This is a genomic window from Sodalis praecaptivus, assembly GCF_000517425.1.
Taxonomy (GTDB): domain Bacteria; phylum Pseudomonadota; class Gammaproteobacteria; order Enterobacterales; family Enterobacteriaceae; genus Sodalis_A; species Sodalis_A praecaptivus.
In genome coordinates this window covers 2,989,227-3,010,016 of the sequence record NZ_CP006569.1, presented here as the reverse complement: position 1 = coordinate 3,010,016, position 20,790 = coordinate 2,989,227, and the positions used below count along the sequence as shown (strand labels likewise).

Genomic DNA, 20,790 nt, shown 5'->3' with positions numbered 1-20,790 from the left:
TAAGAGACCAGATGAATTCTCTGTTTGCCACCACGGCACAAGGTTTGGAAGAACTGTTGAAAAGCGAGCTGGAAACCCTGGGGGCCGCCTCGTGTAAAATTGCGCTGGGCGGCGTGCACTTCCAGGCCGATAGCCGGCTGCTTTACCGCGCGCTGTTGTGGAGTCGTCTGGCGTCGCGCATCGTCCTGCCGCTGAACGATTTCAGCGTCGGCAGCGATGGCGACCTGTATCGCGGTGTGCAGGCGGTGGACTGGCCGTCGCTGTTCACGGTGGATAAACGTTTCGCCGTACATTTCAGCGGCACCAACGCGGCAATCCGCAACAGCCAGTATGGCGCGCTGAAGGTTAAGGACGCCATCGTCGACAGTTTTACCCGCCACGGCGCGCGTCGACCCGATGTCGACCGCCAGCAGCCCGATATCCGCATTCAGGCCTATCTGCACCGTGACCGGGTGATGCTGTCGCTTGATCTGAGCGGCAGCAGCCTGCACCAGCGTGGCTATCGCGATGCGCAGGGTCAGGCGCCGTTAAAGGAGAATCTCGCCGCCGCCATCGTGCTGCGCTCCGGCTGGCAACCCGGTACGCCGCTGCTGGATCCGATGTGCGGCTCCGGTACGCTGCTGATTGAAGCGGCGCTGATCGCGGCCGATTGCGCCCCCGGGCTTACGCGTCCGTTTTGGGGATTTTCCGCCTGGTCCGGGCATGATGAGGCGCTCTGGCAAGAGACGGTGCGCGACGCGCGCGAGCGTGCCCGAGCGGGGCTGGCGCAAACGCCGTCGCGCTTTTACGGCTCCGACGTCGACAGCCGGGTGCTGGAGAAGGCGCGCCAAAACGCGCGCCGCGCCGGCGTGTCTGCGCTGATAACCTTCCAGGCCGGCGAGGTGGCGCAGTTCGTCAATCCGCTGCCGGAGGGGCCACGCGGGACGGTTGTGAGCAATCCCCCTTACGGTGAGCGCCTGGAGAGTGAACCGGCGCTTATCGCCCTGCACAACCAGCTCGGGCGGGTCATGAAAAGCCGGTTCGGCGGCTGGCGGCTGTCGTTGTTCAGCGCCTCGCCGGCGCTGCTGGGCGCATTGATGCTGCGTGCAGAACGCAGCTTTAAAGCCAAAAACGGTCCGCTGGACTGCGAGCAGAAGAACTATAGGCTGGCGGAAACCGCCGCTGCGCCCGGCCAGGGGGAAGGGCAAATTGCCGCCGATTTCGCCAACCGCCTGCGCAAAAATGTGCGCTCGCTACAAAAATGGGCCGAGCGGGAAAAGCTGGATTGCTACCGGCTGTATGACGCCGATCTGCCGGACTACAATGTCGCTATCGATCGCTACAGCAGCTGGGTGGTGATTCAAGAGTATGTGGCGCCGAAAAGCGTGGAACCCGAGCGTGCGCGGCAGCGGCTGTATGATGTAATAACCGCCACCCTGGCTGTGCTGGCGATACCGGCCAGCCGTTTGGTGGTCAAAGCGCGCGAGCGGCAGAAAGGCAAGAATCAATATGAAAAACTGGCGCAGAAGGGCGAATTCTTGCTGGTGGAGGAGTACGGCGCCAAATTGTGGGTCAACTTGACCGACTACCTGGATACCGGGCTATTCCTCGATCACCGCATCGCGCGCAGAATGCTGGGGGAAATGAGCCGTGGCAAAGACTTCCTCAATTTGTTTGCCTACACCGGCAGCGCCAGCGTCCATGCCGGTATTGGCGGCGCGGGCAGCACCACCTCGGTGGATATGTCGCGCACCTATTTGGCGTGGGCGGAAAAAAATCTGCGCAGCAACGACCTGGTAGGCCGTCAGCACCGGCTGATACAGGCGGATTGCCTGGCGTGGCTATCGATGACGCAGGAAACGTTCGATGTGATATTCATCGACCCGCCCACCTTCTCCAATTCCAAGCGGATGGCCGATACCTTTGACGTCCAGCGCGACCATGTGGCGCTGATGGCCGAGCTCAAACGGCTTCTGCGCCCCGGCGGCACCATCATGTTCTCCAACAACAGACGCGGTTTCCAACTGGATGATGCGGGGCTGACCGCGCTGGGCCTGAGGGCGCAGTCGATAACCGATCGTACCCGCTCGCCGGACTTCGCCCGCAACCGCCAAATTCATCACTGCTGGCTGATAAGCCATGCGGACAAGGATCTCTAAGTCATGTCATTAATCAGTCTTTCCGGCGCCTGGTTGTCGTTCAGCGATGCGCCGCTGCTGGATAACACCGAGCTGCATATTGAGCGCAACGAGCGCGTTTGCCTGGTGGGGCGCAACGGCGCCGGCAAATCCACCTTGATGAAAATCTTGAGCCGCGAGGTGCCCCTCGACGATGGTCAACTGATTTTCGAGCAGGATGTCATCGTCGCCCGGCTGCAGCAAGATCCGCCACGGGACGTTACCGGCAGCGTTTTCGATTTCGTTGCCGAAGGGGTCGAGGCGCAGGCGCAGATACTGAAAGCCTATCACGGGATTTCTCAGCGGGTAGAACAGGACCCGAGCGAAAAAAATCTGGCGGAAATGGGCCGGCTGATGGAAATTCTCGACCATCAAAATTTGTGGCATTTGGAAAAGCGCATCCATGAGGTCATTGCGCAGATAGGCCTGGACGCCGACAGCCAACTGTCATCGCTGTCCGGCGGCTGGCTGCGCAAGGCGGCGCTGGGCCGCGCGCTGGTGTGCGAACCACAGGTGCTGCTGCTGGATGAACCGACCAACCATCTGGATATTGAAACCATTGACTGGCTGGAAGCTTTCTTGAAGACCTTTCCCGGCAGCATTATTTTCATCTCCCATGACCGCTCGTTTATCCGCGCGATGGCGACCCGCATCGTCGATTTGGACCGCGGCAAGCTGGTCTCCTGGCCGGGTAATTATGACAAATATCTGGAAGGAAAAGAGGAAGAGCTGCGGGTGCAGGAGCTGCAGAACGCCGAGTTTGATCGCAAACTGGCTCAGGAAGAGGTGTGGATCCGCCAGGGGATTAAAGCCCGGCGCACGCGCAATGAAGGGCGGGTGCGCGCGTTGAAGGCGCTGCGTCAAGAGCGTTCCGAGCGTCGTGAAGTGATGGGCAGCGCGAAAATCCAGGTGGAAGAGGCGGCGCGGTCGGGCAAAATCGTCTTTGAACTGGAAGACGTCAGCTATGGTATAGAAGGGAAACCGCTGATTAGCCACTTCAGCGCGCAGGTGCAGCGCGGGGATAAAATTGCTCTTATCGGCCCCAACGGCTGTGGTAAAACCACGTTGCTGAAGCTGATGCTGGGTCAACTTGGCGCCGACAGCGGCCGCATACACTGCGGCACCAAGCTGGAAGTCGCCTATTTCGACCAGTATCGCGCGGTGCTCGATCCGGAGCGTACCGTGATGGACAACCTGGCCGAGGGTAAGCAGGAGGTGATGGTCAACGGTCGCTCGCGTCACGTGTTGGGCTACCTACAGGACTTTTTGTTTCATCCGAAACGGGCAATGACGCCGGTAAAAGCGCTTTCAGGCGGCGAGCGTAATCGGTTGTTATTGGCGCGGCTGTTTCTCAATCCCAGCAACCTGCTGATTCTTGACGAACCCACCAACGATCTCGATGTCGAAACCCTGGAATTGCTGGAAGAGCTCCTCGACAGCTATCAGGGTACCGTACTGCTGGTCAGCCACGATCGCCAGTTTGTGGATAACTCGGTGACCGAATGCTGGATTTTTGAAGGGGAAGGGCGCATCGAGTGTTACGTGGGCGGTTATTTTGACGCGCAGCGCCAGCGCAGCAATCGGCGCGCGCTAAGGGCGCAGCCGGCGCCGGCGCAGAAGACCCCGGCGCCCGCGCCTGGGGCTACCCCATCTTCTGCCAAACGCGGCGGGGGGAAACTCAGTTATAACCTGCAACGGGAGCTGGAAACTCTCCCGGGGCAGATCGAGCGCTTGGAGCAGGAAATAGGCCGATTGCAGGCGCAAGTGGCGGCGCCGGACTTTTTCAGTCAACCCCACGAGACAACGCAGCCGGTGCTGACGGCGATTGCGCAGGCGGAGGACGCGCTTGAGCAGGCGTTCAGCCGCTGGGAAACGCTGGAAGCGCAAAAGAACGGCGCGGCGGAATAGGCCCTGGCGGGCGGTCTATGCCGCCCCCGATTACCCGCGCAAACGGAAAGCACCATAGGAGGTAGGCGTGTGCGATTATCCCCGACATCAGCATCACGTGCTTTGCCCGCACTGTGATTTATTGGTGGCGTTGCCGCCGCTGACGCCCGGCCAGAAGGGGATCTGCCCGCGGTGCCGTAACACCTTGCAGAGCTATTGGCACGATCCCAAACGCCAGCCGGTGGGGTTCGCCATCAGCGCGCTGGTGATGCAGGGGCTGGCCAATCTCTTCCCCTTTGTCAATATGGAAGTCTCCGGCATAAAGCGGCAAATAACGCTGCCGCAAATTCCGCTGGTGATGGTTAGCGATCATTTTTCCAGCCTGGCGAGCGTGTTTTTGCTGTGCGTGCAGGCTATCCCCGCGCTTTGCATGATTTTGATCATCTTATTGTGTCTAGATGTACCGCTGCCGTTTCGCCTGAAGGCGTTTCTGGCCAAGTTATTATTCGCCCTGCGCAGCTGGGGCATGGCGGAGATTTTCTTGGTTGGGGTGCTGGTCAGTTTTGTCAAATTGATGGCTTATGGCCAGATAGGCATCGGCAACAGTTTTATTCCATTCTGTTTCTTCTGCTTGCTGCAACTGAGGGCATTACAATGCGTTGACCCCCGCTGGTTATGGGACGTCATCATGCCGTTCACGTCGCCGGTAACGCGATTGCGGCCCGGTGAGGGCGGCCTGGCGCAGGGCATACGCGCTTGCAGCTGTTGTACGCTGATCCTGCCCGCGGACGCCGTCGTTTGTCCGCGCTGCCGTACCCGCGAGCACGCGCGACGTGTCCATAGCCTGCAATGGACGCTGGCGCTGTTACTCACCTCATTGATGCTGTATGTGCCGGCCAATCTGCTGCCGATTATGATTACCGACGGGCTGGGTAATCGACTCAATTCCACCATCATGGCTGGCGTTATCCTGCTGTGGGAGGACGGCTCAATACCGGTGGCGCTGGTGATTTTTATCGCCAGTATTATGGTCCCCAGCCTGAAGATGATTGCGCTGGGCTGGCTGTGCTGGGACGCCGCCGGCCGCGGCGAGCGAAACGCGGCCGACAGCGAACGGATGCACCTGCTCTACGAGGTGGTGGAATTCGTCGGCCGCTGGTCGATGATCGATGTTTTTGTTATTGCCGTGCTGTCTGGCCTGGTGCGCATGGGTAGGCTGATGAGCATTAGCCCCGGCATCGGCGTGCTGCTGTTTGCCGCGGTCGTCATCTTGACCATGATCGCCGCCAAAACTTTTGACCCCCGTCTTTTGTGGGACAGGGCTTCGCATACCACGCTAAAGGAGTCGACCGTTGACGGAAAATAATTATCAGGAAGCCCGGGTGGAGAAGATCAAACGCTGGTCGCCGGTGTGGATCGTTCCCATTGTCACCGTCCTCATTGGCGCCTGGATCCTGTTTTACCATTTCAGCCATCAGGGCAAAGTGATCACCCTGACCACCAGCAGCGCTGAGGGTATTGAAGCCGGAAAAACCGCCATCAAAAGCCGCAGCGTGGATGTCGGTACCGTCGAGAGCGTGATGCTGAGTGACGATTTACGCCAGGTGGAAATCAAAGCGCGCATCTATAACGGCATGGAAAAAATGCTGAATAAAGACTCGGCGTTTTGGGTGGTGAAGCCGCAGATCGGCAAGGAAGGGGTATCTGGATTAGGGACCCTGTTATCCGGCGCCTATATTCAATTGCAACCCGGATCCAGCGAAGAGACCTCGCGGGAATTCAAATTGTTGGACGCGCCACCGCTGGCTTCTCCCGATGCGCGCGGAATTCGAATCCAGCTGGACAGCGATCGTTCGGGCCAGTTGAGCGCCGGCGATCCGGTGCTGTTTCGCGGCTTCCGCGTCGGTACGGTGGAAACCAGCCACTTTGATCCGCTTAAGCGCATGATGAATTATCAGCTCTTTATTAACGCGCCTTATGATAGCCTGGTGACCACCAATGTCCGGTTCTGGAAGGACAGCGGCGTGGCGCTCAATTTGTCGGCCTCCGGCATGCGCGTGGAAATGGGCTCGCTGACCACGCTGTTTGCCGGCGGGGTCAGTTTTGATGTGCCAACCGGCTGGGAACTGGGACAGTCGGCCAAAGAGCAGCAGCGTTATCAGCTGTTCGATAATAAGAACGACATCGCCGATTCCCTTTACACCCAACATCAGGACTACGTCCTGTTCTTTGACGATTCGATTCGCGGCCTGCAACCGGGGGCGCCGGTAGAATTCCGCGGCATCCGCCTGGGGACCGTGGCGGAGGTGCCGTTCGCCACCGTCAGCGCCGATCAGGAAATGAACGGCGACTATCGCGTGCCGGTGCTCATTCGCATTGAGCCGGATCGCTTTATCAGCAAGGTGGGTAAAAACTTTGATATCAATAAGCGCCTGACCGAGGCCGAAGGGCAGGGCTTCCGCGCGGCGCTGAAGAGCGCCAACTTGCTGACCGGCGCGCTGTATGTCGATTTGGATTTCTATCCGCAGGCCAAAGCCTGGCCGGGGCCCTCGACCGTTAAGGGTTACCCGGTGCTGCCGACCACCAGCGCCGGTCTGGCGCAGATACAGCAAAAACTGACCGCTACGCTGGATAAAATCAATGCGCTACCGCTCGATCCGATGCTCAATCAAGCCACCAGTACGCTGGCGCAAAGTCGGAGCACGCTACAAGAGCTACAGCGCACGCTGAAGGCCGTGAATAAGATCACCGAAAGCGCGTCGATGCAGCAATTGCCCCAAGATATGCAGCAGACGCTGAAAGAGCTGAACCGCAGTATGAAAGGGTTCCAACCCGGCGCCCCCGCCTACAATAAAATGGTGGCGGACATGCAGCGTCTCGATCAGGTGCTGCGCGAGCTGCAACCGGTGTTGCGGACGCTGAACAGCAAGAGCAACGCGCTGGTTTTTGAAGCCGATAAAGGTAAAGATCCACAGCCGAAGAGGGCGAAATAATGCAAAAAGGGAGACTTTTAGCGCTGGCGACGGTGCTTCTGCTCAGCGGCTGCGCCACCGGTGACGGCAACACTTACTATCAGCTACCGTTCGAGCCGGCGAGCAACGCGACGACGCTTGCCACCGTCGGGGCAAACGCGACCGCGTCCGGGGCGGGCAGCGCCGCCGACGCGCAGGGTGCGGCCGCCACGCCGTTTCACGCCGACAGCCGCGCTGGGCGTCGGCAGCTTTGGGTCGCGCAGGTATCGGTGGCGGATTTTCTGGCCGGCAACGGACTGGTCTATCAAACCAGCGACGTGCAGTACAGCACGGCCCGCAGCAATCTCTGGGCCAGTCCGCTGGAACAGCAGTTACAGCAAGCGCTGGTGGCGAATTTGAGCGCCGCGCTACCGGGGACGCTGGTGTCCACGCAACCCATCGGTAGCAGCGGTGATAGCGACCAGTTGGCGGTCACCATTACCGGCTTCCACGGCCGTTACGATGGGCGCGCAGTCGTACAGGGGGTGTGGCTTTTGACCCACGACGGACGCGTCATCCGCCAGCCGTTTAATTTGACGCTGCCCCAGAAAAAGGATGGCTACGATGCGCTGGTGCGTACCCTGGCGCAGGGTTGGGAAACGGTCGGCCAGCAGGTAGCGAAAGAATTTATAGCTATAAACTAATAATTATTTGTTATAAGCATTTACATTAGGCGCCGGCTGTCGCGGCCGGCGTTCGCGAAGGTTGCCGACACAAGAGGCAATTCAGCGGTTTATCCCGACCCGCGTCATTTTTAGGGCCGAGAGATTTGTCAATTTTGCCCTGTCGAGATGACAAATCGATGACGTGGTGGTTTGATCTTCGCCGCTTTTCTCGTTAAAGATTAGGTGTAACCTCGCCGCTAGAGGTTACCGTTTTCTTTCAACCAGCCAAGATGATGAGGGATAAACCTATGAAAAGACAAAAACGAGATCGCCTTGAACGTGCTCATTCACGCGGCTATCAAGCGGGTCTGTCAGGGCGTACCCGTGAACTTTGTCCATATCAATCACTTGACGCACGCTCTCACTGGTTGGGAGGCTGGCGCAAAGCCATGGAAGACAGGTCGGTAATCTGATTTGTCGCCCAAGAACGACCTCCGCCTGGCGCGGAGGTTTTTTTTACGTTCGTCGTCGGCGCGCGCCGGCAGAAAGCGTCGTCATGCCGGCCATAAGCATCAGAAAGCCGCGGTATCTTTGAACAGGCCGACTTTTAAATCGCTGGCGGTATAAATCACGGTACCGTCGCACAGTACTTCGCCATCAGCCATGCCCATTACCAGCTTGCGGTTAATCACGCGGCGGAAATGAATGCGATAAGTCACTTTTTTCGCGCTCGGTAAGATTTGCCCGGTGAATTTCACTTCGCCGACGCCAAGCGCGCGGCCTTTGCCTTCGCCGCCTAGCCAGCCCAGATAGAAACCCACCAATTGCCACATGGCGTCCAGACCCAAACAGCCGGGCATCACCGGATCGCCGATAAAATGGCAGCCGAAGAACCACATATCCGGGTGAATATCCAGTTCCGCTTCCACGAAACCTTTATTGTAATTACCGCCGTCTTCGGTCATTTTGACCACCCGGTCCATCATCAGCATATTCGGTGCCGGCAACTGCGGGCCCTCTTTGCCGAACAGTTCGCCGCGGCTGGACGCCAGCAGATCTTCTTTGGTATAGGATTCGCGTTTATCTACCATATTTCTCTAAACCTTAATTATTGAGTCCCGCACATTACCCGACATGCAGGCCGCTGACAATTCCCTTAGCTCTGGTTAAACCAGTTTAGCCAGCGGAAACCCCAGGGCAAACGTTGCCGTTCGTGCAGATTAACATTGGCGATACGCTCGCGTATCGACGCAAGAAGACTTGGACCCTTGTCGTGGTCAAACGGCATCGCGGTCAGGATTTCCAACGCTTCATCGATGGTATCCACCGCCCAAAGGGAAAACTGCCCCTCGCGCACCGCCTCGATGACATCGTCATTGAGGCAAAGGTGGCGCACATTGGCGGTAGGAAGAATCACCCCTTGCGCGCCGGTCAGCTCGCGCGACCGGCACAGGGCAAAGAAGCCTTCTATTTTCTCATTAACGCCGCCGATGGGCTGTACGCGGCCGAATTGATCCACCGAGCCGGTAACGGCGATTTGCTGATTAATGGGTCTCTCCGCCAGGGCGCTAATGAGCGCCACCCCTTCCGCCAGCGAGGCGCTATCCCCGTCGACTTCGCCATAGGACTGCTCGAAGACCAGCGAGGCGGAGAAGGGCAGCTGTTGGTCGAGTTCCAGCGCCGACATCAAAAACGCCTGCATAATCATCATGCCCTTAGCGTGAAGATTGCCGCCCAGTTCCGCCTTGCGCTCCACGTCGTTGATTTCGCCATCGCCCAAATGAACCACGCAGCTAATGCGCGACGGCTCGCCGAACGGCAGCGGGTGGCCCGGAAAATCCAGCACCGAAAGGGCATTGACCTGGCCGACCACCTGTCCCTCGGTGTCCACCATAATCTGGCCTTCGGCGATCTCGTCTTGCATACGCTCGCTGAGATAACTTTCGCGCCAGACACGGGTGCGCTCACTGTCGATAAACGCCGCGGCGGTCAGCGCCTGCTGCGAGCCGTACAGCGCTGCCTCTTTTAACCGGCGGATAAGCCATTGCGGACATAAAGGCAGTTGGCACTGATCGCCGCTGTAGCGGACCGACTGCCGCACCAGCGCCGGCCAGGCATCGGCGCTCAGCAGCGGTAATCCCTGGCGCTGCGCGAGCGTGTTTACCCAGGCGCACCACTGGCTCATCTCCTCCGCGCCGGCAATGCGCAATTCGGACTCAAATTCGCCATACAGCGCCAAACGGGTAAGCTCGGGCTCCAAATCGTTAAGGTCGGCCAATCCTTCGCGGTCGCCGACTACAATAAGCCGCAAATTCAGCGGCATCGACGGTACGGACACCGGCAATGGCCGGCGGTCGTCCACCGGCAGCCAATCAAAGCGCTGCTGTAAAATCATCTGCTTGAGCCGCAGCCAGAGCAAAGGCTGGCTCACCAGCGCGCGTACGCCGACGATAAGGACACCGCCGTTGGCGTGGTGCACCAGGCCCGGCTGTAGATCGATGACATCCCGATAGCAGCGCAGCGCGCCAAACAGCGGCTCATACTCCACCCAGGACTGCCAGACGCAGGCGTCGCGCGCGGCGAAGTTATCATCCGCTTTGGTCGCCGGCTGTTCGCTTACGCCCATACCGGTCACGACATAGCGGCTGCCGACGGGATGACCCGCCGCCGGCAGGATCTGTTTCACCGTCTCGGCAATTAGCTGAAAATATTCCTCCTCCTCCTGCGCCGTCAACAGCATAAAACGGCTGGGCGAGCGTGAATGGCAAAATTGCGTCAACCCGTCCGTGAGACGGGCCTGAAGCGTTGCCAAAGGGGCGGACAGAGGCGGGCAGGGTTGGTCAAATACCGCCGCGAAACCGGCCAGATCGGGCAGTAAATATTTCCATTCTAATTTTTTATTGGTCAAAATGATAAATAACGTCGCTGTTCAGGGAAACGCTGATTATACAAGAAGAGACATTGCTTCGTCTCGGCCTGTTTTGCTCTCTGACGCATCATTGCCTGAATGCCCGGATGCGGGCGTCAAATGATCGGTACGGACAAATATTAGTGAATTAACAACCAACAATGCTATCATCAGGCACAGGTTACACGGTCACAGGTGCGCTCCTATGAAATACCAGCAGCTTGAAAATCTGGAAACCGGTTGGAAGTGGAAATACCTGATTAAAAAACACCGTGAAGGGGAGCGCATTTCCCGTCACGAAGAGAACAGCGCGGCGGCGGAATCTGTTCAGGAGCTTATCAGTTATCAGCACCAGCCGGAAAAAATCCTGAAATGGATTCGCGAGTCAATGCATCCCGTGCTGGAAAACCGCATGAAGCAAACCATTCGGGCGCGGCGTAAGCGGCACTTTAACGCTGAACATCAACATACGCGCAAGAAATCCATTGATTTGGAATACCTGGTTTGGCAACGCTTGGCCGCGCTGGCCCAGCGACGCGGGAACACCCTGTCAGAGACCATTATCAACCTGCTAGAAGATGCGGAACGAAAGGAAAAAGTCGACAAAACCCTGTCGTCGTTGCGCAGCGACCTGAAGGCTATCCTCGGCGAAAAAACCAACTGATGGCCGCAAAGGGCGATGCCCTCCGCCTGTCACCAGCCGCAAAGGACACCCCCTGTTTGCCGGCCCTGCCCCTGCGAGAAAAGGGCGAGGGTAATTCACTGCCGCGCCACCATCGGCACTTTGTGGCCACATTGGCACCGTGCGGCCCTAGTCATGGAAGAGGCGACTATCCCGGTGAGATAGCGCCAGGGACGGGCAACCTCGTCCGGCATCATTAATTGGAATGCGCAATGGCTCTCGCTTGGCCGCAATAAGGCGGAAGCGATGACGGCGAAAGAATGGGATGACAGACAACCCCCGCTCATATGCCCTTCACGCCGCCGCCGCCGCCAGTACCACCACGTCATCAATCAGCGCTTCAAACCCTGCTTCCATGGCCGCCGCAAATCCTTCTTCTCCCCGCGCTACCGCGCGCGCAGCTGCCACCGACGCGGCGCTGGCGCCAATCCCCGCCGCGACGACAAACCCCAGCCCATCGTCACTGTCGCTGCCAAGGGTGAATTCTGAATCTTGCGAGGGCGAATTCACAACGCCCGGGGCTGCGGGGGCATCGCGAGGTGGCGTGATGTCACGGGCGCTGGGGACGGCGGTAAGCGAAGCGTCGGGGAGTGCAGACCCCGCGGCTTGGCCAAATTTTGCGTAAAACTGCGCTAATTTTGCTTTTGAAGTGTAGACGAGGACGGCAATCGTGCTTACGTGTGCTAGTACCGGCTCGGCAGCCGCAATGGCTTGAGTAATAAATGACGCTATCTTCACTTGCTCCTGACGCATGGTTTGAATATCTTCATCAGAAATTGTCTTTATTATCATCATGGGAATATCTTCTGGATCCTCTTTTGTTGGCGTTGGGGGAGATTCAAGGTTAATGGTGAAAGTGTCGCTCAGCGCTTTCGATTGTTTTAGAAATTTTAATATGGAATCCTCTCCGCGCGGGACCCTGCTGTGGACAACTTTCCCCGTTTGTAATGCCAGATCTTCAGGGGTATCCGACACGGATCTTAATATGGTGTGCAACCCCATCTTTTCCTCGCTAAATGGCGTGAGCAGGATTTTTATCTTGATCGTCTCTTTCGGGTCTGTAGATAATTCCGGGGATATTTCGTCTCTTTTGAACAAGGTGGGCGACACGGTATGCAAGGGGGCATTGCTAACGGCCTCTTCAGAGGAGAGCCCTGATGCTGGCGGCGTAGAGTCCTCTGACTGGGGGGCGCGCGCCGTGCGTTGCGTGCGAGGTAGGGTGGTTCTCAAGCTATCGTCTTGCGCATCAACGGGCGTTGCAACGGAGAGGGGGGATGCCGCTGCGGCAGCGGAAGAGGGATTAGGCGTAATTGGCTCGGCATTATCGAGCTTTGGGTCTGATAAGGGTGCCGGCGCGGTATTATCCCCAGAGTGAGCGAAAATCGAAAACGCTTTTTCAAAAACAGAAAAAAGGGGCGGTATGCTTCTTTTCCTTCTGCCCGATAAAGATACCGTTGGGTTAACCGGGGGTGAGCATGCCCTTAACGGGTCATCATGTTCCTCACGCTCGGATAAAGGCCCTGTATCATCATTGATCGATTCTTTATTTTCTTTCTCGGTAATTCTAGCCATATTGACCTTCCATGTTGTGATTGCGTCCGAGTCATATTTGATTTTCAGCGATCCCGGCGGGCGATATTTACAAATACCCCCCCCATCATTCCCTCGCTATTGCGGGCAGTCTTAAGGGGAAAAAAGACCTTCAAACAAGAGTGGGGCGGTATCGTCATAATGCAGCATGAGAGCGTCGTCCTTCAACGGCCCTCCTTGGTCTTTCTCCGGCTTTGTCGCTAGCCGTTGCGCGAGCCAGAGTGAGCATAGCTGCCGACATAGCGAAAGAAAATGCACCATTGCTCAACATGCAAACGCGCTAAGAAGAGACTACCGAGGTGGGGAAGAATAATTCTGGCGGAGGAAGAGGGAACAAAAAAATGCGTGAGGTTTACCCTACTGGCAAGAAACTATCCTCATTTTTCAAGTTCTGCTTCATGACGGTTCGCACCGTATCCTCTATACTGCGCGGCGCCTGTGCGGCTCGGCGACAACCGCCCGATACGCTTCGTTGCCGTCTTAACGTGAACGGCCTAGCGGCGATTCCGCGGCGAAACGGTTTCGTTGCGGATGACTTCCCCTTGTTTGCGTTGGGGTGGCGCAGACATGCGCCGGCGTGCTAATACCTTCGGAACAGGCAGCGGCGGCCCGGCAATCTGCGATGGCGAGTTTTTCATGGTAAAGTCGGACTTCTATAATTCAGAAGAGGAATGTGCGGCAACCCATATCAAGACCACATTAGAGGGACAAAAACAGCTATTATCGGTCAGGCCAATTATCCTCGCTATTGGTGGATAATGCATTGGATCATCTTTTAGATAAAGCATGTATTCAGCTTGGGGGAGATCTATACTCTGCGTATTGGATTCATGATCTTGACATTGATTATAAAATGCTTCCACAGCACAGGGATCGGGCGTACCAGGTTCGTTATACTGATTAAAACCAAGCCGTTTAGGCGTGGCGAAAGGGGTAAAAGGCATTTCCCTCCCTAAGAAACTTCGATGTGAAAATGCGGAATATTTTCGGCAATCTCTTTCGTCATTAAGCACTAGACAAAAATTTACCGTAGACGGAAACTTGCATGAAGCATTGTTTACCGACATGACGTTATCACTACTCATTTTAACGGCAATCAAATGCCGATGTCTTGGTCTAACCTCTATCTTGACCATATTGATTCATTCTGTGCTGCGCATCGCGCATCGGCCTAACCTCAAATGTCTATCATTGGCTTGGGGGACTCGTTAACGGCTCTTGTAAATATTATGCGCACTCAAAAAAAGAGAACCACCTAGAAAAGATTCGATTTTCATTGAAATGTAAACTAACACGAAAAATAAATTCACCCTCATGATGTTCATGTGCGCAAAAATATAGGCTTGCATATACAACATCAAAGATGCTTTGGTCTAACGTTAGTTATCTTAATAAAAAAATTCGCCCTAATGAGAATTCTATCAAACCGTGAAAGAGAATATTTGCGCTAGCACGCCATGTGCCAATGGCGTGCCGTTTAGTTTGTATGAATTTTGCTAACCTTACGATGGATTTGCAGCCACCGAGTAGTTTGCTAGAGGAGGTGGACAATGACAGCTAAGACTAGGTAATCCAATGAGCTTTGCTGTTTCTGGGTATTTCATTGGATAGTGATTAGGGTTTAAGCCAATATTAGCGCTTACAACATCCATAGGATGCATATTCTTTGATTCGTAATTTCGACATTGATGATAAAAATCTTTTGATGCACAAGGATTAAGAGGGCAAGGGCAGTAATAGGATACATGGCGATCGGGATATTTATACTTGATATGTATTGTGGTAAATTCCTCACCTGAAGACTGATATTTTCCAGAGGCATATTGGGAACGACACTCATTTGTGATAGGCTCAAATAAGCATCTATTTTTACTTGATGGACATCGGCATAAAGCATTATCGACATATTTTAATGACCCCCCCAACTTGTTCTTTCGACAAAAAGTTAAGAACTCATTCGTATGGCACACCTTCTGACCATATTGATTTAGCCTATGCTGCGCAAAGTCGTTCGGCATAACATTAATTCCTCTTCTTTGCTGAGTCGTGATTTTTTCCATTGCCTGTAAGTAGATTATGCTCAGGAAAGAGAGAGTTTAAATCGAGAAACGATTCTGTTTTAATCAAAATGTGAACTAAAACGCTAAACTATAATTTTCATAATGTTTATGTTTCTGTGTGTGCATTCGTATTGATGAGGTAGCTAAAACTCAAGCAATGAGTTGTACTTGGTGTGAATAATTCATTTTAGCGTCATAAATAACTCACTTTTGGCCAGCGTTTATTTTTAAAAGCGGGGCGTTACCAAACCCAGGACATGATAGGTTATGTCGACTTGACCAGACCTGAGTATCTGAATTCACATCAACGTCTATTCTCTTGGAGGGCGCATTAGCCACGGTGACGCTGATAATCCGCTATGTCAGAAGTCGACACTCTTTCTCGGGCGTGCTTAATCCTGGCGGCGCCTTAGCGGACATGAGCGTAATATTTTACCCGCAAACAGGTGCCCGCGGGCCTGCTGTAGTCATGCTGCCCACTCGGGTTCCTCTCTCTACCGGCCATAAGCCGGCGCAGACCTCAGAGAGAAAGCATGCCTGATACCCCCTGAACCGTTCAGCTGCCTTTGTTTTCGTGGCCATTGACTGCCTTCCAGCGCCGAGCGATCGTTGCTTTCGGTCGTACAGTGAATGACAGAACAACGAGAGGCTAAATCTAACTTACTCAAGAGCCACGCATATCACGTACTGCGTCATACCTTAGCTGCGCATACTATGATTGACGGAGAAGATAAGCTGACGCTTTAAAAGAGTATGGGTCATATCAATATTCACCAAACCATGACCTTTGTCCGTTTTGCATCAGGCTATTTACTGGATGCTATAGCGCAAAACCCGCTGCGGGGGGACCATCCACATTCTAGGTTTACATGGGGATTATCTGGGGGAGACGACCTACCCTCAAGGGTTAAGCCATGCATTAGCCTGGTTGATTACTAATGTTTGCAAAATAAAAAACCCCGCCGGGGCGGGGTTTATCACGATATGATAACTTAAGCCTGCGGCTGAGTTACCACGTCTTTGATGCCTTTCACTTCGATCTCTACGCGACGATCCGGGGCCAGGCAGCTGATGACTGCGGCGCGGCCTTTCACGCTGTTACAGGTGTTGCCAGTAACCGGGTTGGATTTACCCATACCGCGTGCGGAAATCTTGTCGGAAGGAATACCCTTGGAAACCAGGTAGCTTACGACGCTCTGTGCGCGCGCCTGAGACAGTTTCTGGTTGTAGGCGTCGGAACCGATACGGTCGGTGTAGCCCAGAACGATAACGGAGCCGTCTTTCGGATCCATCGAGCTCAGCTGGGAGTACAGCTGATCCAGCGCTTGCTGACCTTCCGGCTTCAGCGTGGCTTTGTCGAAGTTGAACAGCACGTCAGACTTCAGGGTGAAGCGCTTGGTCTGAACAACCGGAGCCGGAGCCGGGGTCGGAGCCGGAGCCGGGGCAGCCACTTCATCCTGGCCAAAGCGGTAGGACACGCCAACGCTCAGCATGGAGTTATCAGGACGGGTACCGACGGTACCGGCATCACCGATGTTGTTAACCCACTGGTAGTCCAGACGGGTAGCCCAGTTTTTGGTCCAGGCATATTCCAGACCCACCGCGGCCAGCGGGGAAACGCCGGTGTCGTGGTCGCTTACGCGGCCTGCATTGCCGTTGTCGTAAGCACCTTTGGAATCAGCACGCCATACCATGCCGCCCAGACGGGTGTAGATGTCCAGGTCGTCGGTCAGCGGGTAGCTCAGCTTGGCGGCCAGGGAAATACCCTGCGCTTTAAACGAGCCGTTGTTCACGCTGCCTTTGTACGCCATACGGCCCAGCCAGTCGTAGCCCAGCTCGAAACCAAGGTACTGGTTCGCCTGGTAGCCGACGAAAGCACCCGCGCCTAACTGGTCATCACGGGTAGGACCGTTGCCGATGCGGTTGTCGAAACCGTTACCGTAGAAACCGGTGTCGTGGTACTGGGACCAGCCCAGTTTGCCGCCAGTGTACCAGGTGTCGTCTTTCGGAGCGGCTTGCGCTACGGTTGCGAAACCTGCCAGTGCCACTGCAAGTGCGATAGCTGTCTTTTTCATTGTTTGCGCCTCGTTATCATCCAAATAGGCAATGAGCTTTTAAAGCTAATTTTAGAAATCCATTGCCGGCGTTCGTGCTCAGACTCTGTGCATCGCCATTAAAATAGCGTTATAGAGCAACCCCGGCGAATTAAAGTCTACAACGAAGTAGGAAACTTACAAGTAAGATGTAGTAAGCCGCTAATAAAAAACAGCGTTTCAGGGCAACGACAGAGGGAAAAAAGGGCCAAAAAAAACGCTGCGGCGAGGAAAGAAAACGGTCGCGAAGCCGCATATCCACTGGATTTCCCCTGTTTGGGAGGCGATCATTCGGGTCGACGGGCCGTCGACCTGAGAATAATCCTAATTTTACTTAATGATACAAAGTTGAGTGAATTTTTAACCCTGAAAACTGTCCAGAATGACGATTCGAGCCGTTTTGCGGATACATGATGAAACCGAAAGTTCCGCCTTGCTGCGCGGCATTCTGCAAACGACGCTTGTCCGTTTCCGACAGCTCAGCGGGAAACCACCCCAGAATGACGCTGAAATTGCCGGTGAGCAAGGCTTTTTCCATTGCCGCGACGGTATCGAACGCTGACGGCTGACGCAGCTGCACCACCTTTTGCAGCGGCAGGCCCGACTGGGCCAGCCAGGGACGGCTCAGCCGCCGTGACGATGTCAGCCACAGCAGCCACCGGGATTGCAAACCCAGCTGGCGCAGCAGCGGCAGCAGAATATGTCCGACCACCGGCTGATCTTCGATATAAACCACTTCGCTGATCCCTCCCTGCGCCAAAGGCGCGTTCACGCCCTCGGGCTGGGCGGCGCGGCGGCGGCGTGCGCCGGTTACGGGTGTGGCATAAGGATGAGTTTGCATTGGATGTCTGCCCCTGTGTTACTGTATAAAAACACAGTATCCGGGATGCGCGTTAAAATCAACCAAAAAATTCAATCGGCCTCGCAGATCCGTGAATAGGTATTTAAATAGCGCGAATTAAGTTGATAGCCTGCGGGACGTGATGCAGCAGTGGCGGGATCCCGCCACGCAATGAAAGGGATGAGAGGAAAACACATGGACGCTAACTATAAGTTACGTATTCAACAGGCAAAGACGCTGTTTTCTCCATTAGGGGAGATAACGACCCGTTCTCAATTCGGGGGCTATAGCGTGGCGGCAGAAGGGGTCATGTTCGCGCTAATCCTTGAAGGCGAGTGCTGGCTGCGCGGTATTCGCGGCAACGAGGACCGCTATAGCGAGCTGGGGATGCGCAAACTGATCTACACCAAGCGCGGCATCCCTGTCACGCTGAACTATTATCATCTGCCGGAGGCCCTGTGGGATGCGCCGGCGACGCTGATAGTACTCGGGAGACAAACGCTGGAGGAGGCGCGCCGCGAACGGCAGGTGCGGGCGGATCACCCGCGCCTGAAAGACCTGCCCAACATCGGCCAGGGCATTGAGCGGCTTTTATGGAAAGCCGGTATCCAAAATGTGGATGCGCTGCGCAATCATGGCGCCAAAGCAAGTTATCTGAAATTGCGTAACATTAAACGGGATTTGAGCGTCAAAGTTCTGTTGGCCCTGGAAGGGGCATTGGCGGGGCGGCATTTGGCGGCGCTGCCCCCGTGTTTGCGAAACGAACTGATGGAGTGGCATCGCCGCCATGCCTGATGTTACTTCGGGCGCAAGCTAACTCTGCTGCGCTATCAGCCGGCTGCGGCCGGTCAATTCAGGGAGCAGCGCCAGCAACAGGCCGACCTGCTGCATCACCAGCTGTTCCCTGGCACCCGGCTCCGGCTCCAGCTGTGCGATACGCGCCAGCAGGTCTTCGCGCTCCTGGCTAAGACGCGCCTGAAAAGCATCGACGTTCTGATGATGCAGGGCATCATCGACATAACAGGTGGCGTCATTAAGAATATTCAGCACCGCCGGGTTGTCGATAAGCCCCCGGTGGGCGCCCAGGGTGGAAACATAACTGAGAAAGGTATGGCTCAAACACAGCAGGCGGAAGGCGTGATCCATGAGCTCCCCGCCCGCGCGCCGTTCGGCGGACATATTCGACACCACCGACGCCAGTTCCGCATCGCGGTTGTGGGCATCTCTGCGCGCCACGCGGTACTCGAGGCGGTTATCTTTGCCTTGATGGTATTGCACCAAAATGGCATCAAGGTAGCGGCAGTTGGCGGTCAGGCTTTTTTCCACCACGGCGGGCAGGCGCCGAAAGCGCCAGTCGGGCCAGATAAAACTGACCGCCGCCCAGGCGATGGCGCAGCCCACCAGGGTATCGAACAGGCGCGGCAGCGCGACCTCAAAGCCCTGGCCGACCAGGTTGAAGCAGAGCATCACCAGCAGGGTGATAAACAGGGTGGCCTGGGCATATTGGCTATTACGAAAGGCAAAAAACAGCGTGCCGCTCAACACGATAAGCACCAGCTGACCTTCGGTGGACGGTACAAAATACAACACCGGCAGGCCAATCACTACCCCGGCGACGGTGCCGATAATACGCAGCGCCAGCCGCCGCCGCGTTGCCTGATAGTTTGGCTGGCAGACGAACAGGCTGGTCAGCATTATCCAATAGCCATAATGCATGCCGCTTAAACGGATAAACGCGTAGCCGGCGCACAATACCAGCGACATGCGCACCGCATGGCGGAACAGGGCGGATTCCGGCGTCAGATTCAGCCGCAAACGGCTGCGGATATCCAGCCAGCCGGTAAGCTTATCGTCGGACAGGCTATTATCCTCGGTGGGCATGCGGGCGATGGCCTGCTCGGATTCGATGGTAGCCAACTGGGCATCTATCGAGCGCAGGTTGCTCAGCAAAGGGTGCAGCGCGCCGAGGGGGGCCCCCGCACCGGCGCGGGCGATGGCAGCGTCAAGATGGCTAAAAAGGCGCTCGAAACGTGGATCGTGCTGATAACGACGGCGCAGCAGAATAGATTGCGAGAGTTTTTCGCAGGCGCGGGCCTGCATTTCCAGCAGGCGTTGGAAACGGAACAGCACATCGCTGAAACGCAGCTCTTCGCGGAGCTGCTGATAACGCGCGTGCGCTGAGCTGGCCCGTTCATGGATATCCTGGGCGACGAAATAGTAATGCAGGCTGCGTCGGGTGCTGCGCTGGCCGCGATCCCCGCGCAGGCGCGTAAGTAAGGTGGCCTTTACTTGGTTTAGCGCCTCCACCAGTTGGCCGTTGGCCATCGCCACCGTTATCAGGATGCTGTCGTCGCTTTCCTCGCTGTCGGGATCAAAACAGCCGGCCTTGGCGGAAAGATAGTGGGCCAGAGACCGATAGCAGCGCGCCAGGTCATCCTGCAAAGGGCTTATGGGAAACATCAGGTGGCCAAGCAGGGTGAGCGCATTGTACCAAATAGCGCCTGCCAGCAGCAGCAGCGGCTGCAAATACCAGCTTTGATACATCGCGGTGCCCAGCATGGTGTATACCGCAATTAACAGAGCGCCAAAAGCGATGGTGGCATAGCGCTGGCCAAGGGCGCCGAGCAAGATAAAACCGCAGGTTGAACAGGCAAGGCCGAGGGCGAACAGCCACGGATAGGGAAAGAGGAGCTCAATGGAAACGGCGGCGATGAAAAAACTTACCAGCGTTATCACTAAATTACGTAATCGCCCGGTGAGCCGGTCATCCAGACTCGCCAGCGCGGCGGCAACGACGCCTAAGGTCAGCGGAATCGTCAACGTGGGCGAACCCAGCCACCAGGGCACGGCCGCCGCCCCGCTAAGGGCGAAGATAATTTTCAGGGTATCGCGCCAGCGACTGTTGAACACCCACTGACGCAAGCCCGGGGCGGATGTTAGCACGTCCTGTCCTCGCG

General features: G+C 56.1%; 14 protein-coding genes. 8 read left to right on the top strand and 6 right to left on the bottom strand.

From position 1 onward, the window contains the following. Positions 1–11: 11 nt before the first annotated feature. The 6 genes from rlmKL (at position 12) to rmf (ending at position 8,132) form a co-directional block, all read left to right on the top strand. Positions 12–2,138, top strand: a complete 2,127-nt coding sequence (rlmKL, locus tag SANT_RS13290) for a bifunctional 23S rRNA (guanine(2069)-N(7))-methyltransferase RlmK/23S rRNA (guanine(2445)-N(2))-methyltransferase RlmL (protein ID WP_038668570.1) — start codon at positions 12–14, stop codon at positions 2,136–2,138. 3 nt (positions 2,139–2,141) lie between these two features. Continuing rightward, a complete protein-coding gene (locus SANT_RS13285) occupies positions 2,142–4,064 on the top strand; it encodes an ABC transporter ATP-binding protein (RefSeq protein WP_025422781.1) in 1,923 nt (640 codons plus the stop codon). 67 nt (positions 4,065–4,131) lie between these two features. Further along, the gene (gene pqiA / locus SANT_RS13280) at positions 4,132–5,409 is read left to right on the top strand and encodes a membrane integrity-associated transporter subunit PqiA (RefSeq protein WP_025422780.1); all 1,278 of its coding nucleotides are present in this window, start codon (positions 4,132–4,134) and stop codon (positions 5,407–5,409) included. Continuing rightward, complete coding sequence (gene pqiB, locus SANT_RS13275) at positions 5,396–7,036, top strand: intermembrane transport protein PqiB (protein ID WP_025422779.1); 1,641 nt, start codon at positions 5,396–5,398, stop codon at positions 7,034–7,036. The genes pqiA and pqiB overlap by 14 nt, the downstream gene beginning before the upstream one ends. Then, positions 7,036–7,698 (top strand): membrane integrity-associated transporter subunit PqiC, encoded by a 663-nt coding sequence (pqiC, locus tag SANT_RS13270; RefSeq protein WP_025422778.1) that lies wholly within the window; start codon positions 7,036–7,038, stop codon positions 7,696–7,698. The genes pqiB and pqiC overlap by 1 nt, the downstream gene beginning before the upstream one ends. A gap of 269 nt (positions 7,699–7,967) precedes the next feature. After that, a complete protein-coding gene (gene rmf, locus SANT_RS23415) occupies positions 7,968–8,132 on the top strand; it encodes a ribosome modulation factor (RefSeq protein WP_071882025.1) in 165 nt (54 codons plus the stop codon). Positions 8,133–8,231: 99 nt separating this feature from the next. On the opposite strand, the gene fabA is transcribed toward rmf, so the two are convergent. Together fabA and SANT_RS13260 are read right to left on the bottom strand one after the other, a co-directional pair. Continuing rightward, entirely contained in the window at positions 8,232–8,750 is a 519-nt protein-coding gene (gene fabA / locus SANT_RS13265) for a bifunctional 3-hydroxydecanoyl-ACP dehydratase/trans-2-decenoyl-ACP isomerase (protein ID WP_025422777.1), read from the bottom strand. Positions 8,751–8,815: 65 nt separating this feature from the next. Then, complete coding sequence (locus SANT_RS13260) at positions 8,816–10,567, bottom strand: S16 family serine protease (protein WP_025422776.1); 1,752 nt, start codon at positions 10,565–10,567, stop codon at positions 8,816–8,818. 205 nt (positions 10,568–10,772) lie between these two features. Between SANT_RS13260 and matP the strand changes: the two genes are divergently transcribed. After that, a complete protein-coding gene (gene matP, locus SANT_RS13255; RefSeq protein ID WP_025422775.1) occupies positions 10,773–11,231 on the top strand; it encodes a macrodomain Ter protein MatP in 459 nt (152 codons plus the stop codon). Between the two features lie 312 nt (positions 11,232–11,543). Here the strand turns inward: matP and SANT_RS13250 are convergent, their stop codons facing one another. From SANT_RS13250 to sulA, 3 genes are all read right to left on the bottom strand, one after another. After that, a complete protein-coding gene (locus tag SANT_RS13250) occupies positions 11,544–12,821 on the bottom strand; it encodes a hypothetical protein (protein WP_025422774.1) in 1,278 nt (425 codons plus the stop codon). Positions 12,822–15,891: 3,070 nt separating this feature from the next. Beyond that, entirely contained in the window at positions 15,892–16,974 is a 1,083-nt protein-coding gene (gene ompA / locus SANT_RS13240) for a porin OmpA (RefSeq protein WP_025422772.1), read from the bottom strand. Positions 16,975–17,326: 352 nt separating this feature from the next. Continuing rightward, positions 17,327–17,833: an SOS-induced cell division inhibitor SulA gene (gene sulA / locus SANT_RS13235; protein WP_025422771.1), complete on the bottom strand. Its 507-nt coding sequence runs from the start codon at positions 17,831–17,833 to the stop codon at positions 17,327–17,329. 195 nt (positions 17,834–18,028) lie between these two features. Between sulA and SANT_RS13230 the strand changes: the two genes are divergently transcribed. After that, positions 18,029–18,628 carry a TfoX/Sxy family DNA transformation protein gene (locus SANT_RS13230; RefSeq protein ID WP_025422770.1) on the top strand — a complete coding sequence of 200 codons (600 nt, stop codon included), beginning with the start codon at positions 18,029–18,031 and terminating at the stop codon, positions 18,626–18,628. A gap of 18 nt (positions 18,629–18,646) precedes the next feature. Here SANT_RS13230 and yccS read toward each other — a convergent pair whose 3' ends face one another. Beyond that, the gene (gene yccS, locus SANT_RS13225) at positions 18,647–20,776 is read right to left on the bottom strand and encodes a YccS family putative transporter (protein ID WP_025422769.1); all 2,130 of its coding nucleotides are present in this window, start codon (positions 20,774–20,776) and stop codon (positions 18,647–18,649) included. Positions 20,777–20,790 lie beyond the last annotated feature (14 nt).